The 16162-nt window shown below is 64.5% G+C and carries 19 protein-coding genes; 11 read left to right on the top strand and 8 right to left on the bottom strand.

The genetic code is table 11. The features are described from left to right. The first annotated feature begins 89 nt into the window (after positions 1-89). Together LRQ04_RS04835 and LRQ04_RS04830 are read left to right on the top strand one after the other, a co-directional pair. Positions 90-911: an alpha/beta hydrolase gene (locus LRQ04_RS04835; protein ID WP_211710383.1), complete on the top strand. Its 822-nt coding sequence runs from the start codon at positions 90-92 to the stop codon at positions 909-911. Positions 912-951: 40 nt separating this feature from the next. Beyond that, positions 952-1887 carry a carbohydrate kinase gene (locus LRQ04_RS04830; RefSeq protein ID WP_235518039.1) on the top strand — a complete coding sequence of 312 codons (936 nt, stop codon included), beginning with the start codon at positions 952-954 and terminating at the stop codon, positions 1885-1887. 3 nt (positions 1888-1890) lie between these two features. Here LRQ04_RS04830 and LRQ04_RS04825 read toward each other — a convergent pair whose 3' ends face one another. Continuing rightward, the gene (locus LRQ04_RS04825; protein ID WP_235518038.1) at positions 1891-2952 is read right to left on the bottom strand and encodes a glutathione S-transferase family protein; all 1062 of its coding nucleotides are present in this window, start codon (positions 2950-2952) and stop codon (positions 1891-1893) included. A 51-nt stretch (positions 2953-3003) separates the two neighbouring features. Here LRQ04_RS04825 and LRQ04_RS04820 point away from each other — a divergent pair, with 51 nt between their 5' ends. Continuing rightward, positions 3004-3813, top strand: a complete 810-nt coding sequence (locus tag LRQ04_RS04820; protein WP_235518036.1) for an HAD family hydrolase — start codon at positions 3004-3006, stop codon at positions 3811-3813. Here LRQ04_RS04820 and LRQ04_RS04815 read toward each other — a convergent pair. Beyond that, entirely contained in the window at positions 3810-4712 is a 903-nt protein-coding gene (locus LRQ04_RS04815; RefSeq protein ID WP_235518035.1) for an isoprenylcysteine carboxylmethyltransferase family protein, read from the bottom strand. The genes LRQ04_RS04820 and LRQ04_RS04815 overlap by 4 nt on opposite strands. Next, complete coding sequence (locus tag LRQ04_RS04810) at positions 4709-5623, bottom strand: SDR family oxidoreductase (protein ID WP_255773772.1); 915 nt, start codon at positions 5621-5623, stop codon at positions 4709-4711. Before LRQ04_RS04810 ends, LRQ04_RS04815 begins: the two co-directional genes overlap by 4 nt. A 74-nt stretch (positions 5624-5697) precedes the next feature. Here LRQ04_RS04810 and LRQ04_RS04805 point away from each other — a divergent pair, with 74 nt between their 5' ends. The 4 genes from LRQ04_RS04805 (at position 5698) to LRQ04_RS04790 (ending at position 9198) form a co-directional block, all read left to right on the top strand. After that, a complete protein-coding gene (locus LRQ04_RS04805; protein ID WP_235518031.1) occupies positions 5698-5946 on the top strand; it encodes a hypothetical protein in 249 nt (82 codons plus the stop codon). Positions 5947-5984: 38 nt separating this feature from the next. Next, positions 5985-6764 carry a glycerophosphodiester phosphodiesterase gene (locus LRQ04_RS04800; protein WP_235518030.1) on the top strand — a complete coding sequence of 260 codons (780 nt, stop codon included), beginning with the start codon at positions 5985-5987 and terminating at the stop codon, positions 6762-6764. Positions 6765-6919: 155 nt separating this feature from the next. Then, complete coding sequence (locus tag LRQ04_RS04795) at positions 6920-7924, top strand: D-2-hydroxyacid dehydrogenase family protein (RefSeq protein ID WP_235518028.1); 1005 nt, start codon at positions 6920-6922, stop codon at positions 7922-7924. Between the two features lie 131 nt (positions 7925-8055). Next, the gene (locus LRQ04_RS04790) at positions 8056-9198 is read left to right on the top strand and encodes a glycerate kinase (protein WP_235518027.1); all 1143 of its coding nucleotides are present in this window, start codon (positions 8056-8058) and stop codon (positions 9196-9198) included. 3 nt (positions 9199-9201) lie between these two features. On the opposite strand, the gene LRQ04_RS04785 is transcribed toward LRQ04_RS04790, so the two are convergent. Beyond that, positions 9202-9441: a DUF2630 family protein gene (locus LRQ04_RS04785; protein ID WP_235518026.1), complete on the bottom strand. Its 240-nt coding sequence runs from the start codon at positions 9439-9441 to the stop codon at positions 9202-9204. Between the two features lie 90 nt (positions 9442-9531). Here LRQ04_RS04785 and LRQ04_RS04780 point away from each other — a divergent pair, with 90 nt between their 5' ends. Both LRQ04_RS04780 and LRQ04_RS04775 read left to right on the top strand, forming a co-directional pair. Beyond that, entirely contained in the window at positions 9532-9975 is a 444-nt protein-coding gene (locus LRQ04_RS04780; RefSeq protein ID WP_235518025.1) for a YdeI/OmpD-associated family protein, read from the top strand. Positions 9976-10068: 93 nt separating this feature from the next. After that, the gene (locus tag LRQ04_RS04775; RefSeq protein WP_235518024.1) at positions 10069-10524 is read left to right on the top strand and encodes a hypothetical protein; all 456 of its coding nucleotides are present in this window, start codon (positions 10069-10071) and stop codon (positions 10522-10524) included. A gap of 79 nt (positions 10525-10603) precedes the next feature. On the opposite strand, the gene LRQ04_RS04770 is transcribed toward LRQ04_RS04775, so the two are convergent. The 3 genes from LRQ04_RS04770 to LRQ04_RS04760 form a co-directional block, all read right to left on the bottom strand. After that, positions 10604-11155 carry a dihydrofolate reductase family protein gene (locus LRQ04_RS04770; protein ID WP_235518023.1) on the bottom strand — a complete coding sequence of 184 codons (552 nt, stop codon included), beginning with the start codon at positions 11153-11155 and terminating at the stop codon, positions 10604-10606. Between the two features lie 12 nt (positions 11156-11167). Then, positions 11168-11506, bottom strand: coding sequence for a hypothetical protein (locus LRQ04_RS04765; protein WP_235518022.1), 339 nt, complete (start codon positions 11504-11506; stop codon positions 11168-11170). Between the two features lie 128 nt (positions 11507-11634). Next, entirely contained in the window at positions 11635-12201 is a 567-nt protein-coding gene (locus LRQ04_RS04760) for a type 1 glutamine amidotransferase domain-containing protein (RefSeq protein WP_235518021.1), read from the bottom strand. A 244-nt stretch (positions 12202-12445) separates the two neighbouring features. Between LRQ04_RS04760 and LRQ04_RS04755 the strand changes: the two genes are divergently transcribed. Then, positions 12446-13888 (top strand): lysozyme, encoded by a 1443-nt coding sequence (locus LRQ04_RS04755; RefSeq protein ID WP_235518020.1) that lies wholly within the window; start codon positions 12446-12448, stop codon positions 13886-13888. A 15-nt stretch (positions 13889-13903) separates the two neighbouring features. Here the strand turns inward: LRQ04_RS04755 and LRQ04_RS04750 are convergent, their stop codons facing one another. Beyond that, entirely contained in the window at positions 13904-15259 is a 1356-nt protein-coding gene (locus tag LRQ04_RS04750; RefSeq protein WP_235518019.1) for a uracil-xanthine permease family protein, read from the bottom strand. Between the two features lie 254 nt (positions 15260-15513). On the opposite strand from LRQ04_RS04750, the gene LRQ04_RS04745 reads away from it, so the two are divergent. Next, positions 15514-16119, top strand: coding sequence for a malonic semialdehyde reductase (locus LRQ04_RS04745; RefSeq protein ID WP_235518018.1), 606 nt, complete (start codon positions 15514-15516; stop codon positions 16117-16119). Positions 16120-16162: the final 43 nt, after the last annotated feature.

The following is a 16162-nucleotide window of genomic DNA, read 5'->3' as shown; positions in this document are numbered from 1 at the left end:
TCCGACACTGAACCCGGCCACTCGCCGTCGGGGTGCCCCTAGCCAAACTTCCGGATCGTCACGATAGGCTCAGTACAAAGGAGGGCGCAATGTTGCGGCACAAGTACAGCTACGGCGAACACCCCAGTCAGTGGGGCGAACTCTTCATACCTGAACCGAACAACGGGAACCATCGCGGCGCATCCGCAGCTGCCGGTGGAGTCGCCGTTGTGATCCATGGCGGCTACTGGCGCTCGCAGTACGGTGCGGAGCTCGGTGAGCCCCTTGCGCGGGACCTTGCAGCGCACGGCATCACGGCCTGGAACCTTGAATACCGGCGGGCAGGGAACGGCGGTGGTTGGCCCCATACTTTCGAGGACATCCTGGCCGGCATCGACCATCTGTCCGAAATCGCGGGCGACCACGACCTCCAGTTGGGCAAAGTGGTGGCACTCGGGCATTCGGCCGGCGGTCACCTTGCTGTCTGGGCCGCCGGTCGTGAGCGGCTTTCGGCCATAGGAACTCCCGACGCCGACCGCCAACTGGTGCGCTCACCCGAGGACAACGCGGTCCACCTGACAGGCGTGGTGAGCCAGTCCGGCCTGCTCAACCTTGCGGCCGCGGAGAAGCTCAACCTCAGCAACGGCGCAGTCTGCAACCTCATGGGCGGTGATTCGGCCAGATTCCCCAAACGGCATAAATACGCGGATCCCATGAGTTTGCTGCCCATCAACGTCCCCGTCTATGCCGTGCACGCCACGGAAGACGAGGACGTTCCTGCAAGCCAGTCCGAGGCCTACGTTGCTGCGGCCACGGCTGCCGGTAGCGCAGCCCAGCTGTTGCGCGTGCCCGGCGACCATTTCGACCTGATCGATCCCAAGGCAGTGGCTTACAAGAAGTGCCGCGAGCTGGTGCAGCGATTGCTCTCGTAATTGTTGGGCTGCGGAGGCCGCGCTCTGGCAGAGTGGTCCCATGCTGACTGTCATTGGTGAAGCCCTGGTGGACGTCGTTCAACGCTCCTCTGGAATCGAGGCGCATGTGGGCGGGAGCCCGCTCAACGTGGCAGTCGGGCTGGCGCGCCTGGACCACCCCGTCCAGTTCATCGGGCGGTACGGCCGCGACGCTTACGGCGACTCGATCGCCGCGCACCTGCGTTCAAGTTCGGTGATGGTGCCGCTGCCACCGGACGACAAACCAAGCAGCGTCGCCACCGCTGAAATCGACGACGACGGCGCCGCCACCTACGCGTTCGACCTCGCTTGGGAGTTGCCCGGACTCGCCCCGCGGCTGCCGCTGATGCTGCAGGGCACCACCCTGCTCCACACGGGTTCCATAGCCACTGCCTTGGAGCCCGGCGCCGCGGAGGTGCTTGCCGCCGTCGAGCATGCCCACCCGGCCAGCACCATCAGCTTCGATCCCAACTGCCGTCCAAGCATCATCACGGACGTCGACTACGCACGTAGGCAAGCCGAACGCTTCGTGGTGCTGTCCGACGTCGTGAAGGCCTCTGACGAGGACCTCGAATGGCTGTATCCCGGCGTCGATCCGACGGAATCCGCGCGCCGTTGGTTGGCCCTGGGCGGCGACGAAGGACCTGCGTTGGTGGTGGTGACCCGTGGATCACGCGGGCCATGGGGGATCACACGGGCCGGGGAAACGGAAGTGGCCGCGCCCCCCGTGAACGTCGTGGACACTGTGGGTGCGGGGGACTCGTTCATGGCCGGGCTGCTGTCCGCGATTGTGGACCACGGGCTGGACGGGGCGCAGAACAGGGACGCGCTCCGGGCCATGCCTGCGGAGACACTCGCCGCGATCCTGGATCATGCAACGCGTGCTGCCGCTGTCACGGTCTCGCGGGCCGGGGCCAACCCCCCGACCCGCGCCGAGCTCAACCAGGGTGCGGCTTAGGAGCTAGCCGGCCCCGTGCCCTGCGGCTAGCTCTTCACCGGCCTTGACCGGGCCCGGTGGGGTGCCCTCACCAAACGGGTTGCCGCCCAGGGCCTCGCGTCCGTGGTCGGTAAGCCACCCGGACAGGTCCGGGCCCGCAGGAACGATCTGCGTGGGGTTAATGTCCTCGTGCACGATGTAGTAGTGCTGCTTGATTTGCACGAAATCGATGGTGTCGCCGAAGCCCGGCGTCTGGAACAAGTCCCGCGCGTAGCCCCACAGGGCAGGCATTTCATTGAGCTTGTTCCGGTTGCACTTGAAGTGTCCGTGGTAGACGGCGTCGAAGCGGGCCAGGGTGGTGAAGAGCCTGACGTCGGCCTCCGTGATGGTGTCGCCCACCAGGTAGCGCTGGGTCGTCAACCGTTCCTCCAGCCAATCCAAGGCCGTCCACAACCGTTCGTAGGCGGCGTCGTAGGCCTCCTGTGAGCCCGCGAACCCGCACCTGTACACGCCGTTGTTGACCTCGGTAAAGACGCGCCTGTTGACCAGGTCGATCTCCTCGCGCAGGTGTTCCGGATAGAGCTGCGGGGCGCCGGGCCGGTGGAATTCCGTCCATTCCGTGGAGAAGTCCAGAGTGATCTGGGGGAAGTTGTTGGTGGCCACTGCTCCGCTGGGGACATCGACAATGGCCGGAACAGTGATGCCTCGGGGGTAATCCGGGAAGCGGCGGAAGAACGCCTCCTGCAGCCGCTCAATGCCCAGCACGGGATCCTTGCCGTCCGGATCGAGGTCGAACGTCCAGGAGCGGGCGTCGTGCGTGGGTCCTGGCTGGCCGAGGCTGATGACGTCTTCGAGCCCAAGGAGCCTGCGGACAATTACAGTTCGGTTGGCCCACGGACATGCCCGCGCTGCGATGAGGCGATACCGTCCCGGTTCGACAGGCCAGCCCGGTTCTCCGTCAGGTCCGGGCGCGCCATCGCGGGTGATGCGGTCCTCAATGTAATTCGTGTCCCGGTTGAACTCACCGCCGGTGACATACGCGCCGCGTGTGCTGTGTTCTTCGACTTCGCTGGTCTTCTCAGTCATTGCCCCAGACTATGCTGCCTTCGCCTGTTCGCGCCCACGTAGACTGGATTGATGCGGCTCGTAGCAAGCGATATTGACGGCACCATCCTCGGTCACGACGGCAAAATCAGTGACCGGACCATCAAGGCATTCCAGGCGTGCCGTGACGCAGGGGTGGAACTGGTCTTCGTTACGGGCCGGCCGCCGCGGTGGCTTTACCCGCTCCAAGAGCAGCTCGGCCACAGCGGAATCGTGATCTGTTCCAACGGCGCGGTCGTGTGGGATTTGGAAACCGAAAAAGCACTTTCCTCGTGCGTCCTGGACGCCGCGTCAGTCTTTGAGGCCCGCCGCATCATCAAGTCCATCAGGCCCGATGCCCTGTTCGCGGTCGAAACCCTGACAGGTTTCCAGCTGGAGCCGGGCTTCATCGAGAACGAAACCAGTGAGCTGCTTGCCGAGTTCACCCCCCGGCCGCTGGACGAGACGCTGACGGCGGATGACGCCGTCGTAAAGTTCCTGGCGATCACCCGCAAGGGCACCCCTGACGATTTCCTTGCCGAAGTGCAGCCGGCAGTCGCCCATTTGGTGAGCACAACGCATTCGGCTCCACGCACGGCGATGCTGGAAATGTCCGTCCAAGGCATCAACAAGGCCGTCACCCTGGCCAAGTACGCCGAGTCGCTGGGGATCGAGGCCGCAGACGTTGTGGCGTTCGGAGATATGCCCAACGACATTGAGATGCTCCGATGGGCAGGCCACGGCTACGCGATGGCCAGCGGACACCCGGAGGCCATTCTTGCCGCCGGCCAGCAGGCTCCCCACTTCGACGACGACGGCGTGGCCCAGGTTCTTGAGGCGAAACTCACCGAACAGCGGGTTTAGTTTCCGAACCGCGGGACCCAACAACGGACGTTGTCGCAGTAGCGGTCAAAGTCTGTGCCGAACCGTCGGCGGAGATCAGCTTCTTCGTGGGGCCTCACTGCGTAATTCCACACCAGCGAGCCAATCACCGCGTAAGCGACCACCAGCCACGATCCCAGCATGAGTCCGATGGCAGCGCCCTGCACGATTCCTGCGAGAGCCATCGGGTTCCTGATCCAGCGGTACGGCCCGGCGATGACCAAGCGGTTGGGCATCGCGGAAGGCAGCGGCGTGCCCTGTCCAAGGGTGGACATGGCCAGTGCTGAACAGATGCCCAGTGCGCTGGCAAGTACCAGGAGGACCGCGCCTATCACGCCAGCGATGGCAGGGATCGGAAGGTCAACAGCCCAGCGGTTCTCCAGTGCCGAGATCGCGAGGGGAATCACTCCCAGGAAGAAGCTCCAGAAGAGCGCGCGTTGCACGAACGTCGTAGCGACATGAGGAGCTGCCGTGGGGCGTTGCGCTGCTGGGCGGAACGCGAACGGACCGCGGAGAACCCACTCAGATGGCACGCGTCCGTAGGCAACGAGGCAGAGCGCCACGATGGAACATGCGGACGCGGCGGCCATGGCCACAACGCCCCACCCTGCTTCGGTGCTGATAGTGGCATAGCTTGCCAACGCCACAGTGACCAGACAGGTCCAGGCCGTGGCGATGACAGCCGCTGCCTTGCTGCCACAGGCCGCCATGGCCGATGCCACAACGAACAGCGGGATATCCACACAGGCAACGATGACGGGATCCAACCGTCCAAGCGTTGATTCACGGATCAGTGGCAGGTCAAAGACTGAGATCCACCAGGCAGCCCCCGCCACGGCCTGCGCGGCGAAGTAGGCCCGCCCCCACGCAGGCCCGGTCACGGGTGCCGCACGCCCTCGCCCGCCAGCAGGGCGCGGTAGCCCTCCTTGTATGTGGGGAAGGTGAGTTCGACCCCGGTGGCCCGTACACGCTTGTTCGAACAGCGTTTGTCGCCAGGGCCGGCGTCGGACGCGTCGCCGGGTGCCGCCGTCGGGGGTTCCGGGCAGCCCAGTTCAGCAGCGAGAAACCGCATGACCTCGCCCATTTCTGCCGCGTGATCGTCAACGCCTATGTAAACCGGATCCGGAGCCTGGTCCATGGTGGTGAGGTGGACGATCATGGCTGCGGCGTCGTCCCTGTGGATGCGGTTGGTGTGCCGGGGCCGGGCGGGAATGACCGCTTGTCCTGTGCGGACCTGGTCAATCAGCCGCGTGCGTCCCGGTCCGTAGATGCCGCCCAGGCGCAACGAGATGGCCTCTGTGCTGGTGCCTCGGGTCCGGGAGAACAGCAATTCCTCGGCCTCCACCAGCACTTTTCCGCTGAAGCGCGTCGGCTCCGTGGCCGTGGACTCGTCCACCACAGCCCCGCCGGAATCCTTGTACACAGCCGTGGAGGAGACGAAGAGGATGCGGCGCGGCTCCAATCCTTGCCGCTCCAGTGCGTCCAGCACGTTGCCGGTACCGTCCAGGTAGGCCGCGCGGTAGGCCTCCTCGGTAGAGGTATCGGCTGCCACGGCAATCACCACAATGTCCACATCCGAGGGCAACTCCGGCATGTCCTTGGCGAGGTCCGCTTGCATTCCACGGATCTGGGGCGGCAGCTTTTCGGGCGACCGCCGCAGGCCAACAACCTCACGGCCGGCGGCGGCAAAGCGAAGCCCGGCTTCGGTTCCGAGGTCGCCGCACCCGGCAATCAATACAGTCATGCCCCTAGTTTCGCAGGCCGCAGCTGTCACCGAGTTCCCAGCCTCCATACAACCGGCGTTCACGTGGCACCCGTAGGCTTTCAGCCACGGACTTGTTAGCTCGTCGAAGGTGCAGGGGAACCATGGCAAAGCGTAGGATCAACGATTTCACCACTGCGCCGTTGCGGCGCATCGAACCGGACCATCACTGGCGCTCGCTGCGGCAGGGTGACCGGGTCAAAGTCACGCTCACCCCCGGTTACGAGTCCGCAGGTGTGGTGGACGCCGTCACCGGAGACGCCACAGCAGTTTGGGTGGAGCTCGACGGCGGTCGCGGCCGGACGCTGGTGCACGTCAGCGACGGCGTCGCGATCGTTCCGCAGGAGGCCTGACGCACTTCTTCGGGGCGGACGTCGGCTACGCTACGGGTGTGACGCTGCCCTATTTCCTCCGCAAGGACGGTTCCGCCGGCCCTTTGGCCTTCGCGCACCGGGGTTTCTCGTTGGACGGCCTGGAAAATTCCATGCCAGCTTTCAAAGCTGCCGTGGAATTGGGAACGGCGCACCTGGAAACGGACGTGCACACCACCCGTGATGGCGTGGTCCTGGTCTTCCACGACTCGTCCCTGGACCGGGTGACCGATTCCGTGGGCACCGTCTCCTCGCTGACCGCCGCGGAGGTTGCCAAGGCGCGCATTGGCGGGGTGGAGCCGGTGCCAACGTTCGACGAGCTGGTTACCTCGTTGCCGGACGCCCGGCTGAACCTGGATGTCAAGGACTGGAACTCGGTGCGCCCCTTGGCTGAGGCCATTGAGAAACACGGGGTCCATGATCGGGTCCTGGTCACGAGCTTTTCCGACAGGCGACGCCGGGCAGTCCTTCGGCTGTTATCCCGGCGTGTGGCCTCCTCGGCCGGCAGCACTCTGACGGCGCTTTTTGTTCTTCTGGGCCCTGTCCTGCCCGCCGTTTTGGCACGCAAGCTGCTTGCCGGCGTCGACGTTTTCCAAGTGCCCGTCCGTTACGGAAGGCTGCCCGTGGTGACTCCGGGTTTCGTCCGACGCGCCCATCGGCTGGGCCTGCTAGTGCACGTGTGGACCATCAACGAGCCCGCGGAAATGGACCGGCTACTGGATCTCGGGGTGGACGGCATCGTGTCCGACCGGCTCGACCTCCTCAAGGAAGTCCTCGTCCGTCGCGGCGAATGGGTGTGAGCGAGCGTTTGGTTGAAGCGGGTGGGATGTGAGCGAGGGTTGGGGGAACCGGACCCTCGCTCACATCCCTACCGTTTCCCGTGGACCCTCGCTCACATTCCTACCGTTTCGACCGTGCCCTACGGGTTGGGCTGACACCCAAAAACCTACGTGAGATGGTGGTCAGTACCAGCAGCCACAGCGCGAGGGAGATTGGCGTGACCCTGTTCCGTTTAGCGATCCTTGATGACTACCAGCAGGTCTCCGGGGATTACGCCCCGTGGGAGTCACTGCTCGACGACGACGTGAAGGTCAGCGTCTTCAGCGCGCCTTTCGTGTCGGAGGAGCAGGCCGTGGCCGCCTTGGCGCCGTTCGACATCATTGTGGCGATGCGCGAACGCACCCGTTTCCCGCAGAGTGCCTTGGATGCCCTGCCGAACCTCAAGCTCCTGGTGACTACGGGCATGGCCAACGCCGCCATTGATATGGAAGCGGCAAAGGAGCGCGGGATTGTGGTGTGCGGTACGGCTGGTTCGCCGGCGGCGGCACCGGAGTTGGCATGGGCGCTCCTGTTGGCATTTGCCCGGAACCTTCCTGTGGAGGAGAACTCGCTCAGGGCAGGGGAGTGGCAAACGGGCGTCGGGTTCGAACTCGAGGGAAAGACCCTGGGCATTGTGGGCTTGGGCAAGATCGGTTCCCGGATGGCCCGCTACGCCAAGGCCTTTGGGATGGACGTCCTGGCGTGGAGCCAAAACCTCACTGCCGAAGCGGCCGAAGCAGCGGGCGCCCGGAAGGTGACAAAAGAGGAGCTGTTCCGCGAGTCCGACGTGGTCACGCTGCACCTCCGGTTGTCGGAGCGTACGGAGGGCATTGTGGGAGCCAAGGAACTCCGGCTTCTGGGCCCGGAGGGACTGTTGGTGAACACGGCCCGTGGGCCGCTGGTGGATGAGGCGGCACTCGTGCAGGCTTTGGAGGAAGGCTGGATCAGGGGTGCTGCCTTGGACGTCTTCGACGAGGAACCGCTTCCTTCCGGGCATGCATTGTTGCACTCTCCCCGAACGGTGCTTTCGCCGCACATCGGCTACGTGACGCATGAGAGTTACCGGCAGTTTTATGGGGGTGCGTTCGAGGACGTGAAAGCGTGGCTTGCGGACGCTCCGGTTCGGGTGTTGAACGGCTAGTTTGGCGGCCATCGCGCCCTTTTCCGCCCTGCGCCCCTGTCGTCACGGGGGCGTAGGGCGTTAAGGGGTGCGCCAAGGCGAAGGTTACGTCCTGGCAAGCGCTTTCCCAACAAAACTGGCAAGATGGATCCATGCGTATCCTCATCGCCCCCGATAAGTTCAAGGGATCCCTGACCGCCGCCGAAGCCGCGTCAGCCATGGCCGAAGGCGCCCTCCGCGTCTACCCGGATGCCGTGACCACCCAATTCCCGGTGGCCGACGGCGGCGAAGGCACGCTGGATGCCGCCATCGCAGCGGGCTACGAAGAGCGGAACAACGCCGTGGTTGGGCCCATCCTCAAGCCTGTTGGCGCTTCCTGGGCGATCCGCAAGGACGCATTTGGCGGCGCCACCGCAGTCATTGAAACGGCTCAGGCCTCCGGCCTGGAGCACATGGAGCCGACTCCCGAGAACGCGCTCCGCGCCCACAGCTACGGCTGCGGCCAGCTGATTGCAGCCGCGCTTGAAGCCGGGGCCACGGAAATTGTTCTGGGCTTGGGTGGATCGGCAATGTCCGACGGCGGCAGCGGAGCCTTGCGTGCGTTGGGGCTCAAGCCCCTCGATGCCGCGGGGAACGTGGTCCCGCTCGGCGGCGGTTCGCTGGCCGACGTCGTCGCCGTGGACGTCTCCGGGCTGGATCCGCGGCTTTCGGCCGTGAGGTTCCGCATCGCCGTCGACGTCCAGAACCCGCTGTACGGTCCTGATGGTGCCGCGCATGTTTTCGGCCCGCAGAAAGGCGCCGATGAGGACGCCGTAGAGAAGCTCGACGCCGGCCTCCGCAACTGGGCGTCGCTCCTTCGGGAAACTACCGGCCGCGACGTCAACGTGCCGGGAGCCGGAGCGGCGGGTGGATTCCCGGCGTCGTTCCTGGCCTTTTCTGACGCTGCGCTGGAAGGCGGCTTCGCGTTGGTCGCAGGCCTCACGGGCCTGGCCCAGCACCTGGGCGAGGCCGACCTGGTCATCACCGGTGAGGGGTCCATGGACGAGCAGTCGCTCACGGGCAAGGCGCCGATCGCACTCGCCGATGCCGCCAGCGTCCACGGCATCCCCGTGGTGGCCGTGGCGGGGCGCATCACGGTGACGCCCGAAGACCTTGCGAAGCACGGCATCGTGGCCGCCGCGCAGCTGTTGGACGTTGCGCAGCGCAAGGATGGTGTTCCCGACGTCGCCGATGCCGTGGCTAATGCGGCCAAGTACCTGGCGTGGGCGACCAGCCAGGTGCTTGAAGGGGCGTAGCGCCTACTGGCGGTAGCCCTCAACCTCGTTGACCGGCCTGGGCTCGGCGTCGTCGGGGTTCTCGCCGGCGTTTTTCTTGGCGCGCCGTTGGCGCAGCAGGTCCCAGCACTGGTCCAGCTGTGCCTCGAGCTGGGCCAGGCGTGCCCGGTTGTCGGTATCGTCCTCCGAGTTTGAGGAGTCGCGGAGGCGGTGCTCCTCCTCGACCAACGACTGAATACGTTCCAGCAGGTCCTGGTTATCCATGCTCTGTCTCCTTTGTGGTGGGACGCTTACGTTCGAACGTAGCCCAGCCGAAGGGGTGCGTCTACTCTCACCCGACGGCATACTTGGGTCATGAAATTCACTACGACCATCGTGGGCGATGGCAACAAGGCTGGCATCGAGGTTCCTGACGAGATTGTGGACGGACTGGCCGCAGGAAAGCGCCCCCCGGTGGTGGTGACCATCAACGGTCAGAGCTATCGCAGCAGCGTTGCGGTGATGGGCGGCAAATACATGGTGGGCGTCAGTGCGGCGAACCGGGAGCTGACTGGTGCCGCCGCCGGGGACACGGTGGAGGTCGGGCTTGAGGTGGACACCGAGCCGAGGGTGGTCGAGGTTCCGAACGATTTGGCCGCCGCACTCGATGCGGAGCCCGAGGCCAAAGCCTTTTACGGCACCCTGAACTACAGCGCCCAACGAAGGTACGTGGAGCCGATTGGGGACGCCAAGACGCCTGAGACCCGGGCGCGAAGGGTCGCCAAGGTGGTGGCGGATCTGAAGGCCGGGAAGAAGTAGCTACACGCCGTTAGCGAGCGAGCGAGTCGAGCCGCCGCCGCGGCCACACGCCGTGGCCGCTAGGCTGGACTTTTCGAGCTTTGGAGGCTGGCCGTGGTTTACGACCCCGAGCGCGATCTGCGGGACGATGAAGTGTATGCCGAGCACAAGGAGGCCGTGGCCAACGGTCAGAAGCGAGTGCTCCGCAGGACCAGCACCGGCGAACTCCACAGTTATGCCGGCGATGAGATTGGATTCACGCCAGGTCGCGGCCAGGCGCAGGTGAGTTCCTGGTGGGGGATGGCGATTCTGTCGGCATTCGGATGCCTTGGGTTCGTTGCGTCGGCGGCGATGCTTCTATCCCCACTTTTTCAAGGAGCTAGCCCCTCATGGGGCGCTCTTTGGGGTATGGGGCTGGCGGGGTTCATTGCTTGGTATGGATTCAACCTGTCCAGGGACGAGTACAAAGCCAAGCGGCTTCGCAAACAACGCGGTTCTCCCAAGCCCGGAACCGGTTACGTTGATGTGCAGCTGCTGGAAACAGGCCAGCGCCGCGCCAATCGAGGCTAGGCGAGTACCGCCGTCGGCGTTGCTGCTGGGGTGAACGCACGTGAGGTGGCCGCCCCAGGCGGGCTCCGCCGTCGTGCGTTTAGTCCTTGCGCAGACTGTACGTGCTCACCACGTTGCCCTTGCTGGTGGCGTACTGGTCCTCCAGGACGAGCCGGTTCAGTGGATCGCCGTCCTCGAAGAGCCGCCGACCACTGCCGGCCACCACCGGGTGGGTCATGAGCGTCAGCTCATCGAGCACGCCCGCGAACAGCAGTTGGCGTACCAGCGAGATGCTGCCGCAGACGGCGATCTCTCCGCCGTCGCGGTTTTTGAGGTCCGTAACGAACTGCTCCACGTCGCCCTCAATCAGGTGCGAGTTTTCCCATTCCAGCGGTTCGGTCAGCGTTCGGGATGCGACGAACTTCTCGACGGGGTTAATGAATTTGGCGAAGTCGTCGTCCTGCGTCGCGTTCGGCCAATACTGGGCCCATTCCTGGTAGCTGACACGCCCAAGAACCACGGTGTCCACCGTGTTGATCATTTTGGTCAGGCCCTTGCCCAGGTCCTCGTCAAAGCTATCGAACTGGAACTTGAACGGGTCCTGGACCACGCCATCCACGGAGTGGAACAGTCCGGCGGTGACTTTACGCATCGGTGCCTCCAGTTAGGCTGCTCGGCTTGCTGTTTGGAATTCGCGGGACGGAAGGGCAGTCACGTTGCCGGGGGCAGGGTTGAGTTTGACCGGCATTTCATGGAGCTCAGCATAAACCTTGAGCTGATCCAGGGCTTCGGGATCCACCATCGCGTCCGTCAGGTCCATCTCGACGCCGAGACCGCCGCCCAGGCTCCTGGTCCGCTGAATCACCGGATACAGCCCCTGCAGGCTCTGTGCGGTCACGTGACCGGTTGCTGCGATCTGGATCTGTTCGCCGTCAACGTCGACGCGAACAACTACGGAAAGCTTCTCGCTGGTCAATGTACTGCCTTTCATCGTTGCTGCCACGCTGCAGCGCCCCCAGCGTATGTGGCGAGTGTGACGTGCGCAACACTCCGACGAAAAGGCGAGTGCCACCGTCGTACTTCTCGTGAAAGTACGACGGCGGCACTCGCCTTATGTGGCTCGGCTGGCCGCTAGGCGGTCTGGCCGGCGTGCTGGCCTTCGGAGATTTCCTCTACGACCTTGGCGTTGAAGGCGGGCAGGTCGTCCGGTTTACGGCTGGTGACCAGGCCCTGGTCCACGACGACTTCCTCGTCGGTCCAGTTGGCGCCCGCATTCTTCAGGTCCGTCTGGAGCGTGTGGTACGAGGTGACGTTGCGGCCCTTGATGACGCCGGCCTCGATGAGGAGCCAAGGGCCGTGGCAGATCGATGCCACGGGCTTGTGCTGCTCGAAGAAGGCTCGCGTGAAGTTCTGGGCGTCCTTGTCGACGCGGAGGTTGTCCGCGTTCACGACGCCGCCCGGGAGTACCAGGGCGTCGAAGTCGGATGCATTGGCGTCTGACACCGCGAGGGTTGCATCGAAGGTGTCACCTGGCTCGGTGCCGTTGTAGCCCTGGATGGTGCCCTTTTCGGGGGCGATAAGCGTAGTTTCGCCGCCCGCGTCCTTCACTGCTTGCCATGGGCTGGTGAGTTCCACCTGCTCCACGCCGTCCGTCAGCAGGAATGCGACCTTCTTGCCCGAGATGTTGTGTTCTGACATTGTTCCTCCTCTTGTTCGGCTGCCTTTTGGGCACATGCCGTTGCTGCGAGAGTTGTTTGTCTGACCTGTTCCAGCCTAGGGAACCCAGCCATAGTAAGCAAGCTGATTATTTGTTCCGTCGGGCAGCGCTGCTTTTCCAAGTGGCTTTCGCCCGGGCCTGCACCGGCGCGTGGCTACCGGGTAGTAGGCTGAGTCGCATGACGTGGGGGCGCCGGTTCCTCCCGCACCCCGGAGGACTCACCCCATGTTCAGAACGCTCACGCCCGCCAAGACGCCGTCCCGATTCTCACTCGGAGCCAAGGTGGCTGCGTTTCTTTTGGCCGCCGCAACCCTCGCCGCCTCAGGGGCAGAGGCAGCCACCGCCGCCGAAGAACCAGGCCAAGGGGACCACGCCATGGGATCCACTCTTCGTGACAACGAAAGCGAGGGCCAGGATTTGGCAACCATCCAGGACGCTTCGCCCTTGGCAGTGCCGCAAGGCGTGCGTGGAATGGACGTGAGCAGCCACCAGGGCGGGGTTGACTGGTCCAAGGCCGCAGCGAACGGGGCGAAGTTCGCCTACGTCAAGGCCAGCGAAGGGACCGGGTACAGCAACCCCTATTTCTCTGCACAGTATGCGGGGGCTGCTGCTGCCGGGATGCTCCGCGGCGCGTATCACTTCGCCCTTCCCAACGCTTCGTCCGGTGCAGCGCAAGCAAACTACTTCCTTCAGAGTGGTGCGGCGTGGAAACCGGACGGCAAGACGCTTCCCGCTTTGCTGGACCTGGAGTACAGCCCCTATGGCGACGGCGCCTGCTACGGAATGACCCCTGGTCAAATGGTGGCGTGGATTTCCGACTTCTCCACCACCATCCTGGCCCGGACCGGGCGTCTTCCAGCCATCTACACGACTACCGACTGGTGGAACAGGTGCACCGGCAAGGCCAGTGGCTTTGGGAACCACCCGCTACACATCGCCAACTGGGCATCCACGCCCGGAGCGCTTCCCACTGGCTGGAAGACCTACACCCTGTGGCAGCACGCCGACTCGGGCGTCTTCCCCGGGGACCAGAACGTCTACAACGGAACGCTGACTCAGCTGAAGTCCTTTGCCACCAACCCTGGGCCGATATTCTCTGATATCTCCGGTGGCCAGTTCACCACCGAGATCAACTGGCTCGGATCGCGTGGCATCTCGACTGGCTGGACCGAATCGAACGGCGCCAGGACGTACCGGCCACTCGCGCCCGTTGCGCGTGATGCCATGGCCGCGTTCATGTACCGCTTGGCCGGATCGCCTTCCTTCACCCCGCCGGCCAAGTCGCCGTTCGCTGATGTGGCCACGAACAACCCGTTCTACAAGCAGATCACTTGGCTCGCCAGCAAGGGCATCAGCACGGGCTGGACCGAGGCCAACGGGACCAAGACCTACCGGCCACTCGCGCCCGTTGCGCGTGATGCCATGGCCGCGTTCATGTACCGCTTGGCCGGATCGCCCGCCTACACCCCGCCCGCGAAGTCGCCGTTCGCTGATGTGGCCACGAACAACCCGTTCTACAAGCAGATCACCTGGTTGGCGGCCAGCGGCATCAGTACCGGCTGGGCCGAGGCGAACGGAACCAGGACCTACCGTCCCCTCGAGCCGGTCGCCCGCGACGCCATGGCCGCGTTCATGAGCCGCTACAACGCCAGGTTCGGGAGCAAGTAGCGGGCCGTTGCGGGCCTACTTCCCCTTGCGGCCCGTTCGCTTGGCGGCGGCGTTCATCGCCGACTTCACTGCAGGCGGCAGTCCCGCCGTCTCGGTCTCCGGTTCAGCCACGGTCCCGCGCCAACGGGCGAGTCCCTTCATGCCGTGGTAGATCACCAGTGCCGCAGCTGAGCCGAGGGCGATGCCCGTGAACTTCAGCTCGCCAATGGTCCATGTGTAGTCCGCGATGCCAATAATCAAAGCCACGGCAGCGGTGGTCAGGTTGATCGGGTTGGAGAAGTTGACCTTGTTCTGCACCCAGATCTTCACGCCAAGGACGCCGATCATGCCGTAGAGCATCGTCGCGGCGCCACCCAGGACACCAGCGGGAACTGTAGCGATCAGTTCGCCGAATTTCGGGGAGAAGCTCAGCAGGATGGCGAAGATACCGGCCACCCAGTAGGCCGCCGTCGAATAGACCTTGGTGGCGGCCATGACGCCGATGTTTTCGGCGTAAGTGGTTGTACCCGAACCGCCGCCAAATCCGGCAAGTACCGTCGCGGCGCCGTCGGCCATCAGCGCGCGCCCGGAGACGCCGTCGAGGTTTTGGCCGGTCATGGCAGCTACCGACTTCACGTGCCCGACGTTCTCAGCCACCAGCACCAAAACCACCGGAACAAACAGCCCCACAACCCCAATGTGGAACTCGGGCGTCTGGAAGAACGGGAGGCCAACCCAGGCTGCGGCGTCCATTTTTTCGTAGCTGACCTCGCCGCGCATCATGGCCACGAGGTACCCCACCACAACGCCCACCAGGATGCTTAGCCGTCCCAGGATGCCGCGGAACAGGACGGACACCAGGATGATCGTCACCAAGGTGACCAGGGCGGTGACGGGGGCGGCGTCGAAGTTGTTCTTCGCGGCAGGGGCCAGGTTGAGGCCGATCAGCGCGACGATCGCGCCGGTAACGATCGGCGGCATGAGCCGATTGATCCAGTCGGCACCGAACTTCTGCACGACGGCACCAATAAGGGCCAGTACGACGCCGGCCAGCACCACGCCGCCCAAGGCGCCGCTGACGCCGTACTGCTGTTGGGACGCCATGATCGGGGCGATGAACGCGAAGCTTGAACCGAGGTAGCTGGGCACTCGGCCCTTGGTGACCACCAGGAAGAGCAGCGTCCCGATGCCTGAGAAGAACAAGGTGGTGGCCGGCGGCATGCCGGTGATGATGGGGACCAGGAAGGTCGCGCCGAACATGGCCACAACATGCTGCATGCCGATGCCGATGGTCAACGGCCACGCGAGCCGCTCATCCGGCGCCACCACGTGGCCGGGCCGGATGGACTTGCCGTTGCCGTGGAGCTTCCATTTGGTGCCGAGCATGCTCATGGCAGGCCTTCCTCAGAAGAGTGTTGGGATTCGGTGCAACATTACCGCCATTGCGGGGCCTGCTCTACGCGCTTCGCGCTGGATCTGGCACGCATGGCGGGCCCAGCAACGCAAAGAAGCGACACGCGGAGTCATGCTTTGTGCGCAACGTCACGCGCCGTCACGGGAAGAGGACAAGCAAAGTTGAAGTTGCAACCATGGAAAGCAGAAGTGCCCGGCCGCCTACAAGGTCTGGCCAAGCGAAAGGTTCATCCATGACGATTGCACACGAAGAAGCAGTCATTGACGCCGCAGCAGTCGACGCCATTTTTGCCGAAGCCCGTACCGCCAACAGCTTTGCCGGTGAGGTTACCGAAGAGCAGGCCCGCGCCATCTACGAGCTCACCAAGTTCGGCCCGACGGCTTTCAACTCCCAGCCGCTCCGCGTGACGTACGTCCGCTCGGACGAAGCCCGCGCCAAGCTGGTGGACCACCTTTCCCGCGGCAACCAGGCGAAGACCGCATCCGCGCCTCTGGTCGCGCTCCTGTCCTACGACACCAACTGGCAGGGCCAGTGGGACAAGTTCCTCCCCGAGTACGGCGCCCCCAAGGCCATGTACGACGACAATGCGGAACTTGCTGCGGCCACGGGCAACAACAACGCCCACCTGCAGGCTGGCTACTTCATCCTGGCCGTCCGCTCGCTCGGCTTCGCCGCAGGACCGATGACCGGAGCCGACTTCGCCGCGATCGACGCCGAATTCTTCCCAAACGGTGACCAGAAGAGCTTCCTCGTGGTCAACATCGGCCAGCCCGGCCCCGATGCCTGGGGCGCAGCCAAGCCGAAGTTCTCCTACGAGGATGTGGTCCGCACCGTCTAAGGCTCCAAACGCAGAACCGCCCGCTCACCTGAAGTGAGCGGGC

Source organism: Paenarthrobacter sp. AR 02 (assembly GCF_021538675.1).
GTDB lineage: Bacteria > Actinomycetota > Actinomycetes > Actinomycetales > Micrococcaceae > Arthrobacter.
The sequence above is the reverse complement of the archived record's forward strand: the minus strand, read 5'-3'. Positions and strand labels throughout refer to the sequence as shown.